At 43.7% G+C, this 16,024-nt stretch carries 14 protein-coding genes; 11 read left to right on the top strand and 3 right to left on the bottom strand.

What is annotated here, in order from left to right:
* Positions 1-31 precede the first annotated feature (31 nt).
* The 5 genes from glgA to PWYN_RS21005 all read left to right on the top strand — a co-directional run bounded on the left by glgA (position 32) and on the right by PWYN_RS21005 (position 4,314).
* Complete coding sequence (gene glgA / locus PWYN_RS21020) at positions 32-1,459, top strand: glycogen synthase GlgA (protein WP_036655906.1); 1,428 nt, start codon at positions 32-34, stop codon at positions 1,457-1,459.
* A 490-nt stretch (positions 1,460-1,949) separates the two neighbouring features.
* Positions 1,950-2,207 carry a hypothetical protein gene (locus PWYN_RS21015; RefSeq protein ID WP_036655904.1) on the top strand — a complete coding sequence of 86 codons (258 nt, stop codon included), beginning with the start codon at positions 1,950-1,952 and terminating at the stop codon, positions 2,205-2,207.
* Between the two features lie 44 nt (positions 2,208-2,251).
* On the top strand, positions 2,252-2,425 hold the full coding sequence (locus PWYN_RS29385; protein ID WP_157261232.1) for a hypothetical protein: 174 nt from the start codon (positions 2,252-2,254) through the stop codon (positions 2,423-2,425).
* 871 nt (positions 2,426-3,296) lie between these two features.
* Entirely contained in the window at positions 3,297-3,524 is a 228-nt protein-coding gene (locus PWYN_RS21010; RefSeq protein ID WP_240479804.1) for a hypothetical protein, read from the top strand.
* Between the two features lie 172 nt (positions 3,525-3,696).
* Complete coding sequence (locus PWYN_RS21005; protein ID WP_052088242.1) at positions 3,697-4,314, top strand: dihydrofolate reductase family protein; 618 nt, start codon at positions 3,697-3,699, stop codon at positions 4,312-4,314.
* 481 nt (positions 4,315-4,795) lie between these two features.
* Here the strand turns inward: PWYN_RS21005 and PWYN_RS21000 are convergent, their stop codons facing one another.
* Positions 4,796-6,538 carry an alpha-glycosidase gene (locus PWYN_RS21000; protein WP_036655902.1) on the bottom strand — a complete coding sequence of 581 codons (1,743 nt, stop codon included), beginning with the start codon at positions 6,536-6,538 and terminating at the stop codon, positions 4,796-4,798.
* Between the two features lie 404 nt (positions 6,539-6,942).
* Between PWYN_RS21000 and PWYN_RS20995 the strand changes: the two genes are divergently transcribed.
* The 4 genes from PWYN_RS20995 to PWYN_RS20980 all read left to right on the top strand — a co-directional run bounded on the left by PWYN_RS20995 (position 6,943) and on the right by PWYN_RS20980 (position 10,890).
* Positions 6,943-7,758 (top strand): transporter substrate-binding domain-containing protein, encoded by an 816-nt coding sequence (locus PWYN_RS20995; protein WP_036655899.1) that lies wholly within the window; start codon positions 6,943-6,945, stop codon positions 7,756-7,758.
* Positions 7,759-7,879: 121 nt separating this feature from the next.
* Positions 7,880-8,539 carry an amino acid ABC transporter permease gene (locus tag PWYN_RS20990; RefSeq protein WP_036655896.1) on the top strand — a complete coding sequence of 220 codons (660 nt, stop codon included), beginning with the start codon at positions 7,880-7,882 and terminating at the stop codon, positions 8,537-8,539.
* Entirely contained in the window at positions 8,526-9,248 is a 723-nt protein-coding gene (locus tag PWYN_RS20985; protein WP_036655894.1) for an amino acid ABC transporter ATP-binding protein, read from the top strand. The genes PWYN_RS20990 and PWYN_RS20985 overlap by 14 nt, the downstream gene beginning before the upstream one ends.
* Positions 9,249-9,360: 112 nt before the next feature.
* Positions 9,361-10,890: a Ppx/GppA phosphatase family protein gene (locus PWYN_RS20980; protein WP_036655892.1), complete on the top strand. Its 1,530-nt coding sequence runs from the start codon at positions 9,361-9,363 to the stop codon at positions 10,888-10,890.
* Here PWYN_RS20980 and ppk1 read toward each other — a convergent pair.
* Entirely contained in the window at positions 10,838-12,955 is a 2,118-nt protein-coding gene (gene ppk1 / locus PWYN_RS20975) for a polyphosphate kinase 1 (RefSeq protein ID WP_052088240.1), read from the bottom strand. The genes PWYN_RS20980 and ppk1 overlap by 53 nt on opposite strands.
* A gap of 231 nt (positions 12,956-13,186) precedes the next feature.
* Between ppk1 and PWYN_RS20970 the strand changes: the two genes are divergently transcribed.
* Positions 13,187-13,852 (top strand): 3D domain-containing protein, encoded by a 666-nt coding sequence (locus tag PWYN_RS20970; RefSeq protein WP_036655889.1) that lies wholly within the window; start codon positions 13,187-13,189, stop codon positions 13,850-13,852.
* Positions 13,853-13,913: 61 nt separating this feature from the next.
* On the opposite strand, the gene PWYN_RS20965 is transcribed toward PWYN_RS20970, so the two are convergent.
* Positions 13,914-14,720 carry a polysaccharide deacetylase family protein gene (locus tag PWYN_RS20965; protein WP_036655886.1) on the bottom strand — a complete coding sequence of 269 codons (807 nt, stop codon included), beginning with the start codon at positions 14,718-14,720 and terminating at the stop codon, positions 13,914-13,916.
* 184 nt (positions 14,721-14,904) lie between these two features.
* Here PWYN_RS20965 and PWYN_RS20960 point away from each other — a divergent pair, with 184 nt between their 5' ends.
* Positions 14,905-15,939, top strand: coding sequence for an NADH:flavin oxidoreductase/NADH oxidase (locus PWYN_RS20960; protein WP_036655884.1), 1,035 nt, complete (start codon positions 14,905-14,907; stop codon positions 15,937-15,939).
* Positions 15,940-16,024: the final 85 nt, after the last annotated feature.

Here is a 16,024-nt window from a genome sequence, read left to right as displayed (position 1 = left end):
ATCATAATTTTATAGACAAGGGGGAATTTGAATGAAGGTTTTATTCGCCGCAGCTGAAGCACATCCGTTTATCAAGACGGGCGGGCTGGCGGATGTGATTGGAGCGTTGCCCAAAGCACTGAAGAGTGCGGGAGTAGACGTTAGAGTAATTTTACCGAAATATCGGGGAATTCATGAGAAATTCAAATCGCAAATGGAGCATGTAGCCGTTGTGGATGTACCGGTGGGCTGGCGCAACCAATATTGTGGAATTGAACGTATCGTCTTGGACGGGATTCCGATTTATTTTATCGATAATGAGTATTATTTTGGCGCTCGTGATGGAATTTACGGATATATGGATGACGGTGAGAGGTTTGCTTTTTACAACCGTGCTGTTCTGGAATGTTTGCCTGCTATTGATTTCCAACCGGATGTACTGCATTGCCATGACTGGCATGCTGCGGTTATTCCTATGCTGTTGCAAGGCCATTACCGCCATGACCCTTTCTACACGAACATGCGAACCGTATTCACCATTCATAATTTGCTGTATCAAGGCGTTTTTCCTTATGAAGTGCTGGACGGGCTTCTGGGCTTGGATAGCAGTTATTTTGGCGGGGTTGAATATTACGGTAACGTGAATTATATGAAGGGCGGTATCGTCCACAGCGATCACGTCACTACTGTTAGTCCAACCTATGCTGAAGAAATACGCACCCCTTACTACGGTTATGGACTTGAGGGATTGCTTAGCTCCCGATCTGATCATTTGAGCGGAATTGTGAACGGAATCGATACCAAGAGCTATAATCCGGCAAATGACTCTCAAATTTTCAGCAAATATCGTTCTAATCTGGCTAAGAAGACAGAGAACAAAATTGGACTGCAAAAGGAACTGGGACTCCCAATCGCCCCGCACATTCCTATGGTAGCGATGGTTACTCGACTTGTAGATTCCAAAGGCCTTGATCTGATTACCCGTATCCTAGACGAGCTGTTGTATTATGACGACATACAGTTTGTGCTGCTTGGAACCGGAGATGAGATTTATGAGCGCTGGTTCCGTGAAGCGGCTTGGCGTTATCCTACAAAGCTTTCTTCCCAAATTTTGTTCAATGATGCCTTATCACGCAAAATGTACGCTGCCAGCGATCTGTTCTTAATGCCCTCCAAGTTTGAGCCCTGCGGGATTAGCCAACTGCTAGCCCTGCGTTATGGTAGCATACCTGTTGTGAGGGAAACGGGAGGTTTGAACGATACCGTACAAGCCTATGACGAGCTGACAGGCGAGGGGAATGGTTTTACCTTTACCGATTATAATGCGCATGACATGATGTTTACTCTACGTCGTGCGGTTGCGTTATACCATAAACCGGAACATTGGAAGCGAGTGACCAAGAACGCTTTCTCCGGTGATTACAGCTGGAACGTATCTGCACAGCAGTATATTGATATTTACAAGAAAATTACGATTTAACACTGTTGTGAGAGGACGCTCCGCAAACGGAACGTTGCGTAAGTAGCTTGTTGTCTCCAGATGTATTGAATTACACTTAGCAGTGTACATCCGGAGACAGCTTATGCTTTCGAAGCTAGTTATCCTTCGGAAAACTTTCGGGCGAGCGCTAACGCTTTTCCGCAATCGTTCCGTCCTCTTCGCTGATTTTTGCGGAATCCATCCTTCTCAAAAAAGCATAGATACCTCTCTTTGGTAGAATGGAAGAACGAGTTACCATTCAAAAGGAGGGGTATCTTTCTGTATTTTTATGTACCAGGGACCAACTTTGCTTGCCTATGGTTACCCGTAAAATCATCGCATTCGCATCATGAGTTAAACTGTCATGGCTTCATTAAGCTAACGAGCAGGATAGTTGATAAACTTACGAATATTTAACTATTTCCACGCCTGCACGTTGTCTTATTTTGGGCTTTAATATTAAAGGATTATATAAGGGAGGATTTACGGAATGGATGAAAAAGATGTATGGGTCAAACCTGAAAGCTTTGTTTCAGCATTTCGATGCACTACTCAAAAATATGCAGAAACTTTTTATAAAAAAGGGGAAATTAAATTTGGTACACCAAGCTCTTGGGTTAAATATGCATTTGAAAAAGGTGAAGGGCGAGGAGACAAATTCGAAGGAACAATGGCAACATGCCATATATTTGATATTGATCGTTTAAAGGAATTGAATCAGAAATATAATAAATATACTGATTTTTAATTACTGATTAAGATGAGTTTGAAAAAAGAGTTATCAATGCTCTCATGGCATTAGGACTAAAAAGAGAAGAGATAATCATTGCACGCGTTACCTATTTTGATTTTGAAAAATACGGAGAAGCAGGTTGGTGGGATTTTGGACAGAGACCACCTATGGAATTAACAGTTAAGCATATTCGGTTTAAAAATCAAAGTAGAAGATATTGCTACGGTAAGTAATAAATATCTTCATGGAGGTATGTCGGTGGAAATAACTGTGGATGTGGAAAAATTATTGGATTAAAAATTATTTTTAGTCCAGTAAAACCAATTATCTATAAATCTTACGTACCAGTCCTTGAAGTTGACGAAAGTTAACTGAGAACGATAGCTCAATACAGAAGTAAATTGAGGCTGCCGCGGAATCTAACCGGAAGACTTCGATCAATTAAATGAGCAAAATAAAAGAACCCGGTCATTTAGGCCGGGTTTGGTGCTTACATAATATTTTACTGGGCCTATCAGCTTTACAGCGAATTATTTTTGCACTCTAGGTTTTCCTTGATCGTTCGGGTCATTAGACCGTGATGGGCTACTCTTTGGCTTGTTTTTCTCGGACTTTGTTTTAGTGCTCATTCTTTATTCACCTCCTGTGTTAACCATAAATAATATTTCTCCAAAACGTTATCCTTATTAAAATATGTATGTTGTCCTGGAATACTGGTGAAGTGTGGGCCTAAGTTTAATTTCAAGTTTAAACGTGTTCACTCCTGCAGCTATTTGGACGCTGGCCGGGAGACGCGCCACCATCGCGCTACAGCGGAGTCTAAGACTTTATTTATCAAGTCTTGATTCGCCACTGCTTTTATATATGGGATCAGTCTAAAACTTATTTTTGAATAGCTGAAGATTTTTCAACAAAAAACCGCGTTAAATCAATGATTCTACTCTAACACTTTATTTTCACTGAACAATAGTTCCAATTATAGTAAAATCTAATCAAATAAACCCAGAGGTGAATGAATGTTTAATCCCAAGGTCTTCTTCTATTAGTTGTGTCGAAGTGATGGCTAGGTAAGCCGAATTTATCCCGGCACAACGGGGATGAAGATTGCAAAAAAATGATTGGAAAATTCAAAAGAAACATAAAGACCCAAGGAAAGAGAAACTTAAAGAGTTTCGTAAAGGAATTAAAGCTGTTCATTATCACAAAGAAAGCACAGTAGCAAGAAAAGATGATTACCGCAAATATAGAGCACAAATGAAACAATTGATGCAAAATGAACAATATGAACTTCTACGTGACTATCAACGAACAAGCGGATGGATTACTTGGTGAGCAAACAATATACATTCAGAGAAATGGAAGCCCATTATTCAATGGGCTTCCATTTCTCAACTAGCGGGCAGATGATTAGCAATCCATAGAAACAACCCAAGTTGAATTATACTAAAATGTAGTTAATGTATAATGTAGATATCCCTCATGAATAAATAAAGGAGAACTGAAAATGAGAAAACTCGTTCTATTTCTGCACGCATCGCTTGACGGTTTTGTAGAAGGGCCGAACGGTGAAATGGATATTGGCTGGGTTTCCTACGATGCTGATTTGGAGAAACACGCGAAAGAAATTCTGAGTACTGCCGATACTGTCATTTGGGGACGTGGGACTTATCAGATGATGCACAGTTACTGGCCATCTGTACCTTCGAACCCATCAGCTTCGCAGCATGAACGGAATCATGCCGAGTGGATCGAAAAGACAGCCAAAATCGTTTTTTCCACGACGCTGGAGAAAGTCGAATGGAACAATTCCAGACTGGTGAAAGAAGATGTCGAGGAAGAGATCAAGAACCTCAAACAGCAGCCAGGCAAGGATATGGTCATACTCGGCAGTCCTAGGTTCGCACACTACCTTATGCGGCTTGATTTAATAGATGAGTATAAAATTACGGTTTCTCCCGTCCTGATCGGCAAAGGGTTACCGTTATTCCAAGGTCTCAGGGAGAAGATCAATCTTAAACTTATCGAAAACAAGACATTTGATTCTGGAGCCATAGGTCTCGTTTACCAGACGGTTAGATGCCCGTTGTCTCCTAAAGTAGATTACGCTAACGGGAAACGCTAGTTAAACAACACAGCGGTAGTCTATAACTTTACTTTCTCGTTAATAGCTGCCACCGTTTGAAATATTGAGGTCAGTCTAATACTTATTTCCCAGTACCTGAACCTTTTGAAACTCTGAAACTGCATCAGTACAACAACTGTAGTCTAATACTTTATTTTCTTGGGACAGCTAAAACAGGCCGCTGGAAATCAAAAATGAAAACTAGCCAGTCTCCAACAATCTGGAGGCTGGCTAGTTTTGTAGCTTTTACAGCTATGAATTACCGCCGAACCCAGCGGAGAGGACGGAACGATTGCGAAAAAGCGGCAGCGGTCGCCCGAAAGTTTTCCGAAGGAAAACTAGCTTCGAAAGCATAAACTGTGTCCGGATTTATACCGTTAAGGTAAAATTTAAAAAATCTGGACTGGGCAGCGATTGTAGCAACGTTCCGTTCGCGGAGCGGCCGCTCATAACACCGATCTCACCGTTCACAGAGCGTCGCTCAGAGCGTACGGCACAAAATCCGGTACCCATAGGGATCAAGCGGAATATTCATAATGCCGTCCTGAGGGATAACAGGCTCTCCGGTAAGGGAGTCTTGCCAATCATCTGTCTCCATAGGGTGGCTCAGTGTACGAGGCTCGGGTGTATTGTTCATCCAAATGGTAAAGTGGATTACCTCATCTGCGCGTTCATAGACGATACAGGAATCATCATCGTAAGCTTGAAGAATACGGAAACGGCCCTCGCGAAGCGCATTGTTCTTTTTGCGTAAGGCAATCATAATTCGGTAGAAATCGTAGAGTTCACGGTCCTGCTTATCCGGATTCCATTCCATACATTTGCGGCAGTCTGGATCTTCATACCCGGTAAGACCCATCTCATCCCCGTAGTAAATACATGGAGTTCCCATGAAGGTGAACAAAAATACAACCGCCAGCTTTAACCTCCGTTTATCTTCTCCAAGACAGGTAAGGAGGCGCGGGGTATCGTGACTGCTCAACAGGTTAAAGACCACCTCATTGGTCTGCTGCGGGTATCTCATAAGCAAAGCGCCGATACGGTTTCCAAAGGTTCCGCTGCTAATTCCGCCGTTGAAGAACTCCAGCACCGTCCCGGAGAAGGGGTAATTCATCACCGAATCAAATTGGTCACCAAGCAACCATGTAAGGGAATCACTCCATACTTCTCCGACAATATAGGCATCCGGGTTTGCGGATTTTACAACTTTTCGAAAATCGCGCCAGAAATGGTGATCCACCTCATTGGCTACATCCAGTCGCCATCCATCCACCTTTATTTCCCGAATCCAATATTCAGCAACTTCCAGAAGATAGTTTTTGACCTCTGAATTGGCGGTATTAAATTTTGGCATATTACTGAAAAAGCCAAAGGTGTCATAGGTAGGGATACCCTCGACAACTTCAGCCGGGAAAGAATTAATATGGAACCAATCCCTGTATTCCGAATTCTCTCCATTCTTCAAAACATCTTCAAAGGGTGGGAATTTATCACTGCAATGATTAAATACCGCATCGAGCATCACACGAATTCCCTTACTGTGGCATTCTTCAACTAACCGTTTCAACAGTGCATTATCGCCAAAGTGAGGATCGACCCTTTTATAGTCAACGATATCGTATTTATGATTGGAAGGTGAGACGAACACGGGAGTGAAATAGATGGCATTAATACCTAGCTCCAGCAGGTCATCTAGATGATCCAGTACACCTTGCAGGTCTCCTCCAAAAAAATTGTCCAATTTAGGAATTCCGCCCCAGGGCTCGGTTCCGTCAGGATCTATAGAAGGATTTCCTTTAGCAAAGCGATCCGGCATAATTTGATAGAAAACAGCTTCCTTCGCCCACGCAGGTACCTTAAATAAATCGATTTCGTGGATATAAGGAAACTCAAAATAATGAATGGGGGGAGGGGGACATTCGTAACGTGTGCCGTTATCCAATAAGTATATACTTTCAGGACCTGTACTTAAGCGAAAAGTGTAGCACAAACGTTTGTACTTCGGCCGGACGGCACACTCCCAGTAATCGAAACAATCATCAGTTGCGGCCTTCTCCATCATCACCTCGAAATAGGTGTGCTCCCAGTCGTATTTATCACCGGTTAATGCTACTACGCAGTCGACATCGTCTTTTTTAGTGCGGACACGCAAATGTATAGTTTCTGTATCGTAAGCATAGGCCCATTTATCTCGAGGCACATGGTACAAAGCTTCCAAAAGCATGACAGCACCTCCTTTTTAATAAAACGGCATAAGTATGACTTAGGCCAACCTGTTATTTAACATACTTTTTACCCTTTAGTTCAACTGGATGAATCAAAACAGCTACTATTTCTATATTATCCTTTTAGGATATGCTGTCATTCATATTTATGTAATATTTGTTTCAAAATTTATTACACTTAATAAGAGCGATTATTATGGTGACCTTTAGGAATGGACCGGGGAGGAGCTACCAGCATGTTCAATTTAAATATCGGATATGGGTAGGGTCGAATTGCAGAGAGTCTAATAATTGACAGGGTTTGTCACAAAAATGCCTTTGCATATTCATGCGATGTGATTTATAATAAATCGGTCAACCAGGCAAATTATAGAGTAAAAAAGAGAATAGGGGAGATATAAGAATGAACAAATGGGGTAAAATATCATTAGGAATGCTGCTATCGGTAGGCTTGCTTACCGGCTGTGGCCAAAATAAGAATGACAATAATGCGGCAACTGCGGGTAATACAGACGCACCAGCAACTGTAAAGACACTCACAATGGGAACAAGCGCTGATTTTCCTCCTTATGAATTTCATAAGGTTGTTGGCGGCAAAGATACAATCGTTGGTTTTGATATTGATATCGCTAAAGATATTGCTGCCGATATGGGTGCAGAGCTAGTTATTAAAGATTTGCCGTTTGAATCCTTGCTGAATGAGCTGTCAAGCGGGAAGATTGATATGGTTATCTCCGGTCTTAGTCCGACTGAAGAACGCAGAAAAGCCGTTGATCTTTCGGATATATATTACAAAGCACAGCAAGCCGTTGTAGTGCGTGAAGCAGACAAAGACAAATTCGCAACCATGGATACACTTAAGGGTGCTAAAATCGGTGTTCAAGCGGGTTCCATTCAAGAGGATATCGCTAAAGGCATCGAAGGCGCACAATTGACATCCCTCACTAAAATATCTGAAATCGTGCTTCAACTTCAAACCAACCGTGTAGATGCTTCCATTATGGAAGGGCCTGTTGCCAAATCTTTTGTGAAGAATGTAAAAGGCTTGGTAATCACCGATGCTACACCAGAGGTTGAAGATGACGGTTACGTAATCGGCATTAAGAAGGGAAATAAGGATCTTCTTGAGCAAGTGAATAAGACGCTTACCCGTCTTAACTCGGAAGGCAAGATTGATGAGTATGTTGCAGCGGCAAGTGCATTGGCCGAGAGCAAATAAGCAGACTCAATAGGCACTAACAAGAAAAAAAGCCTGTAGACTTTAGCAGGATGTTTAACCCTTCAGAAAATGGCGGTAACCCGCTGTTTTCTATTTTTTTGGAGATCGGAGGTAACGTTTAATGAATATTTTTAATATGGCTTATGAATATCGAAACTTTTTTCTATCGGGTTTACAGTACACTTTGCTTTTAGCGGTGTTAGGCGTGTTCTTCGGTTTTGTGCTCGGGATCGCCATTGCATTGCTGCGTATGTCCAAATGGTGGCCGGTTCGTTTTATTGCTACAGCCTGGGTGGAGTTTCTGCGTGGGACGCCAATGCTGGTCCAGCTCTTTCTGATCCATTATGGTCTCGCAACATTCGGTATTGAATTTTCCGCGATGGAATCCGGAGCGATTACGTTGTCCATCAACAGCTCGGCTTATCTAGCCGAAATTTTCCGTGCAGGGATTCAAGGCGTGGATCGCGGACAAGTAGAAGCAGCACGTTCCTTAGGGATGAGACAGGGAATGACCATGCGTTATATCGTTCTTCCCCAAGCACTCAAAAGCGTACTGCCAGCAATCGGTAATGAATTTATTACTATAATTAAGGAATCATCCATCGTATCTTTTATCGGGGTCATGGATCTGATGTTCCAATCACGGTCTGTATCGACGATTACTTATGACGGATTTACTCCGCTTGTAATCATTGCATTTATGTACTTTGTTTTGACATTTACATTGTCCAAAATTCTTGGCAGATTGGAAAGGAGGTTAAATACAGATGATCGAGGTTAAAAACTTACAAAAGCACTTTGGAAAGCTGGAAATCCTTAAAGGCATCGATTTGGAAGTCCAAAAAGGTGAGGTTGTCGTTGTTATTGGACCCAGCGGGTCGGGTAAAAGTACTTTTCTGCGTTGTCTGAACCTTCTGGAGCAGCCTACTGGCGGTGATATTAGTTTTGAAGGCCAATCTATTACAGCTAAGAAGCATGATATCAACATCACTCGAGAGAAAATGGGCATGGTGTTCCAGCAATTTAACCTGTTCCCTCACAAAACCGTACTGCAAAACATTATGTTAGCTCCGGTTAAAGTAAAGAAGATCCAACCAAGCGAAGCAGAGAAAATAGCAATGGAACTACTTAGAACAGTGGGACTTGAGGATAAAAAAGATGCATACCCTTCTCAGCTGTCCGGTGGACAAAAGCAGCGGATCGCGATTGCTCGGGCGCTTGCGATGCAGCCCCATGTGATGCTGTTCGATGAACCTACGTCAGCACTTGACCCGGAAATGGTCGGCGAAGTTCTCGAGGTTATGAAAAAGCTGGCTGAAGACGGAATGACGATGATTATTGTTACGCATGAGATGGGCTTTGCTCGTGAGGTAGGAGATCGTATCCTTTTCATGGACGGCGGAGTCATCGTAGAGCAGGGCACTCCTGCGGAAGTATTCGGAAATCCGAAGAATATACGGACACAGGACTTCTTAAGTAAGGTTCTGTAATCATAGTGATTGAAACGGCCCTCGGTGACCATTCCCGGAGGCCGTTTCATTTATGCATATGAACCATGTATAATAGATGGTCAATCGACTTAATAAAGGAGTACATACATTAATGGGAGATAACCTCTGCCGAATTGGCATAATTGATATCGGATCCAACTCCATTCGCCTTGTGATATATGATACGACACCGGAAGGTGGATATAAAATAATCAAGGAATGTAAGAGCTCAGCCCGTCTGAGTGAGAAGATTACCAAAGAGGGACGACTCGAGCAGAAGGACATGAAAACTGTAGTCCCGGTTCTAATGCAATTTAAAGAAGTATGCCAGGCTTTTGGGGTTGATAAAGTAAGAGCCGGGGCAACTGCAGCGATTCGTAATGCGGCTAACTCCGAAGAGATTATTACCTATTTATCAGAAGCTTCATCCATTCCTATTGAAGTAATCAGTGGGTATCAGGAAGCCTACTTTGGATTTCTTGGGGTCATTAACACCTTTGATATTGAGGATGGCTTTGTCATAGATATTGGCGGAGGGAGTACGGAGATTACCTTATTCCGCGGACGCCGCTATGAACATAGTATTTCCCTTTCCTTTGGAGCAGTGAATACCAATGTTATGTTTGGACTTGGCGGTAATTGGAATGCGGATCAGGTCCGCAAGCTCCAAGCTTATGTAATCGGACGATTAGTGGAGCATTCCTGGCTGAATACCGGTACAGGGTTACCTTTGTTTGGGCTTGGGGGTACGCTTCGCTCATTGGGTAAGCTAGATCAGAAGCAGCGGGAATATTCATTGCCGAACTCGCACGGGTATACCATGTCCAGTGAAACTATTGAACGCTTTATGAGTCTCTTGCCTGAAATGCCCTTTGAGAAGCGTAAGGATCTGGATGGCTTGTCTAAAAGCCGGGCGGATATCATCGTGTCGGGGTTAATCATCTTTCAAACGGTATATCAATATATTGGAGCGAGCAGTGCAATAATCAGCGGAGAGGGTCTCCGCGAAGGGATGCTGCATGATTTGCTCAAGCCTGAGGCTCCGGTGCGTGACAGTGCACTAGAGTACAGTCTGGGAACTATTCTAAGCTTCGATATCCATGCCTCCAAACGTCATTTAGATCATGTATGCAAGCTGGCTAACCGTCTTTTTGGCTCGTTGAAAAATGGAGGTAATACAGAGGAGCAGGAGATGTTGATTTACATCTCTATTATGCTGCATCGGACCGGTTCCAATATTAATTATTACCAATCCAAACGCCATACTCGTTATTGGTTGATGAATTCACCTATACGTGGGCTATCCCATCGCCAGCTTATCCTGTGTGCTTTGATCGCCTCTTATAGCACAAAAAGCCGGAAGCAGAAATTGTCCATGACGCACAAGGACATTTTGCTGGCTTCCGACGAAGAGTGGATTCATAAGCTAGGGACACTGGTCCAACTAAGTATCGCACTGGATGGCAGTGAGACCGGTGTTGTAACTGATCTAGAAGCTCATTTACGCGGTAATAATCTAGACATTAACCTCAAGGGCGTTCACGGCCCGCTACTTGGTGTAGAAGACATTGAGAACGCCCTGAAGGCCTTTAAGAATGTTTGGGATTTGAAAGTAAAACTCGATTTCCCTTCCAATACCTAACATCCATTGCAGCAAACTGGCTCCGGAAAGGGGCCTTTTTGTCGTCCGGACGTTCATAATTTCCGTTGAATTGAAGGAAACTTGACTTCACATTGTCTTTGAGAGATAGTTCCAGGATCTTAACAATTTGTTTGCGGATATCACTATTCAACACGGGGCACATCAGTTCAATCCGGCGGGTAAGATTGCGTGTCATCCAGTCTGCACTGGATAAGTACACCTCAGGTTTGCCCCCGTTCTCAAAATAATATATACGTGAATGCTCCAAGAATCGGTCTACAATACTTCGCACGGAAATTCGCTCGCTTAAGCCTGGGATACCCGGACGCAGACAGCAAACCCCGCGAATAATCAAGTCAATATCAACACCGGCCTGAGCCGCGCTGTACAGATCGTCAATGACCGGTTGATTGGAGAGTGAGTTCATCTTGGCGATGATCCGTGCGGGTCTCCCTGCGGCAGCATGTGCGGCTTCACGATGCATTAACCTTTGTAAGGAGAGGCTCATGTTGGTAGGTGCAACTATGAAGGAATTCCAGTCGTAATTTGCGGAATAGCCTGTCATTTGATTAAACAGCTCTGAAGCATCCAATCCAATTTGATGCTCAGAGGTGAACAGACTGAGGTCTGTATAAGCTTTGGCTGTACTATCGTTATAGTTTCCAGTGCCTACATGAACATACCGGCGCAATTCCGGGCCTTCCTGGCGAACAATAAGTGTTATTTTGGCATGAGTTTTAAGTCCGACCAAACCATAGACTACGTGACACCCGGATTGCTCCAGCTTGCGTGCCCAAGCAATATTTCGTTCCTCGTCGAATCGGGCCTTCAGCTCTACAACTACCGTAACCTGCTTCCCGGATTCGGCAGCATTGGCGAGAGCCGTGATAAGAGGCGATTTGCCGCTAACACGATAAAGTGTCATTTTGATTGCCATAACCTGTTCATCCTCGGAGGCCTGTGTAATAAAATCGGTCATGGCATCAAAGGATTCATAAGGGTGATAAACAAGTACATCCCGTTCACGCAGAACCTCAAAGAAATCTTCATTTTCATCGAACTCAGCAGGGTAGGCAGGCTCAATTGTAGGGAAATTCAGATAGCTGAACCCTTTAAGACTTCCGGCGAAATTCCTTAGAAACCCGAGATCAAGCGGACCTTCTACTTCAAATACGAAATCATCAATTTCAAATTCAGCCTGAAGCTGCTCAAGCGCATACGGATGGATACCCTTTTGTACCTCCAAACGGGCAGGAACACCTCTCCGTCGTTTGCGCAATTCCTTTTCAATTTCCTCCAGCAGGTCCTCGGCACCTTCCTCGTCAATCGTGAGGTCCGAATTTCGAGTTAATCGAAATTCATTAACAGCTACCGGCTCATAGCCGCTAAATAGCGTTTGAATATGCTGCCTGATTACATCCTCAATAAAAACAAATTGCCTTTTCTTACTATTGGAACGATGAGGAAGCGGAATACACCGCGGCAGGTTGGACGGAATTTGCAGGATTGCAAAATATGGTTCCTCTTCGTGATTATTTTTACTAAGGAGCACGACAGCCAGATAGATAAACTGGCTATGCACGAGCGGGAAGGGTCTGCTCTGATCAACGGCCATTGGAGTTAGAACAGGGAAAATAATATCCCGGTAGTATTGTTCCGCAGCCAGTTCCTGAGCTTGTGTAAGATCCTCATAATTGACGAATACGATACCTTCCTTATGCAATTGCCGAGAAATGTCCTTAAAAATGCGATATTGATCGGCAATGATTTTGGTGACACGTTTAATAAGACGTTTGTAAAGACCGGATGGAGTATAGCCTGTGAAATCCATTTTTGTATAGCCTGCACGGATCTGATCCTGAATTCCAGCTACGCGAACACTGATGAACTCATCTAAATTACTCGACACAATCGCCAGGAATCGAGCTCGCTCTAACAGTGGATTATCCTGGTCCTGCGCCTCTGCAAGCACACGTCTGTTAAATTCTATCCAGCTTAAGTCCCTGTTTAAATAAGCGGTTGCCGGGGTGCTGTGGTTTATATTTTTTTTCTCTTCTTCGTTCATAGACCCTCCAAAGTTGGTTCATTATCTTTATGTTTCTATAGTATTCTACCATTCTACTATTTACTGAAGAAAGATTTGTTAACGGAATGTTAAAATTCAGCGAAAAATAAATTTAAATCTGCAGTTATTGCGAAATGGTAACAATTTCTTGAGCATAAGTTACAAAGTTGTGATATATTCAGTGTTGTCGTTAACTATACATAGAAGGTTCAAGGAGGATTACTTTAAAGTATGAAAATTAAATTTTCAGTATTTAAGTCACTCGCAACCGTTCTTGGAATAAGTGTGCTGCTGCATGCCGCACCCGCACAAGCGGATGGAATTCATATCGCTACTGAAGGAAACACCTTTTATACCCTTTCTAAGCAGTACGGTGTGAACATGAACCAACTCATGAAATCCAATCCTAAGGTTCAGCCCCTTAATATCTATCCGGGATTGAAGCTGATTATTCCGGGCAAAGCCAAGGTGGCAACTTCAGTACAGACAGAGGTTGTTAAACCTAAGGTGATAACTGCCAGTCTAAGTGTAGAGCCGAAGAGCAAGACAGTCCAAGCCTGGGGCAAAGAATTTAGCTATGAAAAAACAATACAGGTCAAAGCTACAGCGTATTCATCAGCGGCCAGCGAAAACGGCAAATGGGGACCCGTGGACTACTTTGGAAATCCTCTTAAGCTTGGGACTATCGCTGTTGACCCGGATGTGATTCCTCTAGGCACCAAGGTTCTGGTCACCGCCCATTCGCACCCTGGACTGCCTAAGAAGGCTTTCCTGGCGACTGCAACGGATATGGGTAGCGCAATTAAAGGTAACCGAATTGATATCTTCATACCCGGCAGTCAAAGCTTTGTGTCAGAGTTCGGTTTTCAATATGTACAATTGTACGTGATTCAATAATAAAACAATATTTCATGTCTTAGAAAGAGCCCCTACGTTGTTCCTACGTTGTGGGGCTTTTTTATTTGCTTTTGGAAACATGAAGTAATTGAGGAACCGTAACGAACGTGTAGCCACGTTGCCTCATTTTGGCAATCACCTCAGGCAAGGCTTGAATAGACCCTTCCAGGTGGCTTCCTTGGCCCCCACCCCCGTGTTGAAGAATGATAGCCCCCTTACCGGCAGTAGAAAGGATATTGGCTTTAACCTCCCCCTTGGGTAGACCCTTCCAATCTTGAGAGTCCACGTTCCAATTCACGACTTTATACCCCTGTGATTTGGCCCATTTCAACTGTTGTTCCGTAATTTCCCCATAAGGCGGCCGGATCAACTTGGGCTTATAACCGGCAATATTCTGAATGATATTCTCGGTACGTAAAATTTGAACCTTGAATTCTTTCATCCTAAGCTTTCGGAACTGGGGGTGATTATACGAGTGATTGCCGATAATATGTCCTTCTCGGACCATTCGGGCTACCAGTTCAGGATGTTTCTTAGCACGACTGCCGACAACAAAAAAAGTGGCTCTTACATGATTCCTGCGCAGAACATCAAGCAGCTGCGGGGTGAACCTTGGATCGGGAACATCATCAAATGTGAGGGCTACGGATTTGATCCGCGGGCCCCCAGTTTTGATTGTCTCCGGATATTTGCGAATTAGCTGACTCATGGTGAGTCTCTTTTTATTCAACTTGTTCTGTTGTTTCGAGATGAGTACAGAACCTTTGCCGGTTACGGGTATGGCCTCTGAAGAAGGGGCTGGAAAGCCCGATATTATAAAGCTGAGTAAGAGTAACAAGGCTACCTTTTTCACGAGCCTAATGGACATCCCCATACCTCCTTGATGATTCATAAATGGACCTTTTTATTCCGTTGGTATCCCCAAACCTGAATGGAAATATGCCTCACTCAGATCTCCTGCAAAGCATTTCTAGATATCATTAATGCGTGTATACTATGGAACAGGAGTATTTTTCTTAAGACACTATGCAGAATGGGAAGGGTGCAGCAAGATGACGGATTTATTCACCCCTTATGAATTGAAGGGAATGAGATTGAAGAACCGTGTGGTCATGCCTCCGATGTGTCAGTATGCAGTAGAGAATCAGGATGGAATCCCAAATGACTGGCATTATGTTCACTATGTGAGCCGAGCTGTTGGGGGTACAGGCCTTATCATTGTGGAGATGACAGGTATACATCCGGACGGGCGTATCACCAATAATGATACTGGGATTTGGAGCGACAACCATATAGAGTCCTATCGCAAAATCACAGCGGGTGTACACGCCAATGGTTCCAAAATCGGCATCCAATTGGGACATGCAGGACGTAAAGCGCAGGATGCCGAACCGCCAGCAGCACCCTCAGCAATCCCTTTTGACGAACGTTCCAAGATGCCGGCGGCACTAACGGCCCAAGGGATTGAAGAATTAATAGAAGATTTCCGGCAGGCGGCAAGAAGGGCTGTTGAGGCAGGTTTTGACACTGTAGAGATTCATGGGGCTCACGGTTACCTTATTCACCAGTTCCATTCCCCTTTAACAAATACAAGAAATGATGAATACGGGGCCGACCTGGCACTCTTTGGTGAGCAGGTAATTACGGCAGTCAAAGAGGAACTTCCTGCTGACATGCCCTTATTAATGAGAGTATCGGCTAAGGAGTATGTCGACGGTGGATACGGGACTGAATACGCTCTTGGTATCTGCCGCCGCTATAAGGCAGCGGGTGTTGATATGTTCCATGTGTCATCAGGTGGTGAAGGACCTATAGGTTCCAACGGGGGTCCAAATGCAGGCTCTGCCTATCAAGTGGGTCTAGCGGAATATATTCGGAGCGGACTGCAGGTTCCAGTTATAGCCGTGGGAAGACTTGAATCTTATCAAGAGGCACAGTCCATTGTAAATGAGGAACAAGCAGAGCTTGTAGCCATTGGACGAGGAATGCTAAGCGATCCCTACTGGACCTTGCATGCTCAGGAAGCTCTCGGTGGTGTCCATAACGTACCTAAACCTTACGAACGAGGCATTTGGAGAAGGAAGTAGGATCTTCTCCCTGTGAACTAAGTCACAGATTTTAAGCTCCTTCTAAGGCATGGTTAATAAGATTAAATTTGAAGGAGCTTGATAA

It is taken from the genome of Paenibacillus wynnii (genome assembly GCF_000757885.1).
Lineage (GTDB): Bacteria > Bacillota > Bacilli > Paenibacillales > Paenibacillaceae > Paenibacillus_AQ > Paenibacillus_AQ wynnii.
This window is presented reverse-complemented; position numbering and strand designations above follow the sequence as displayed.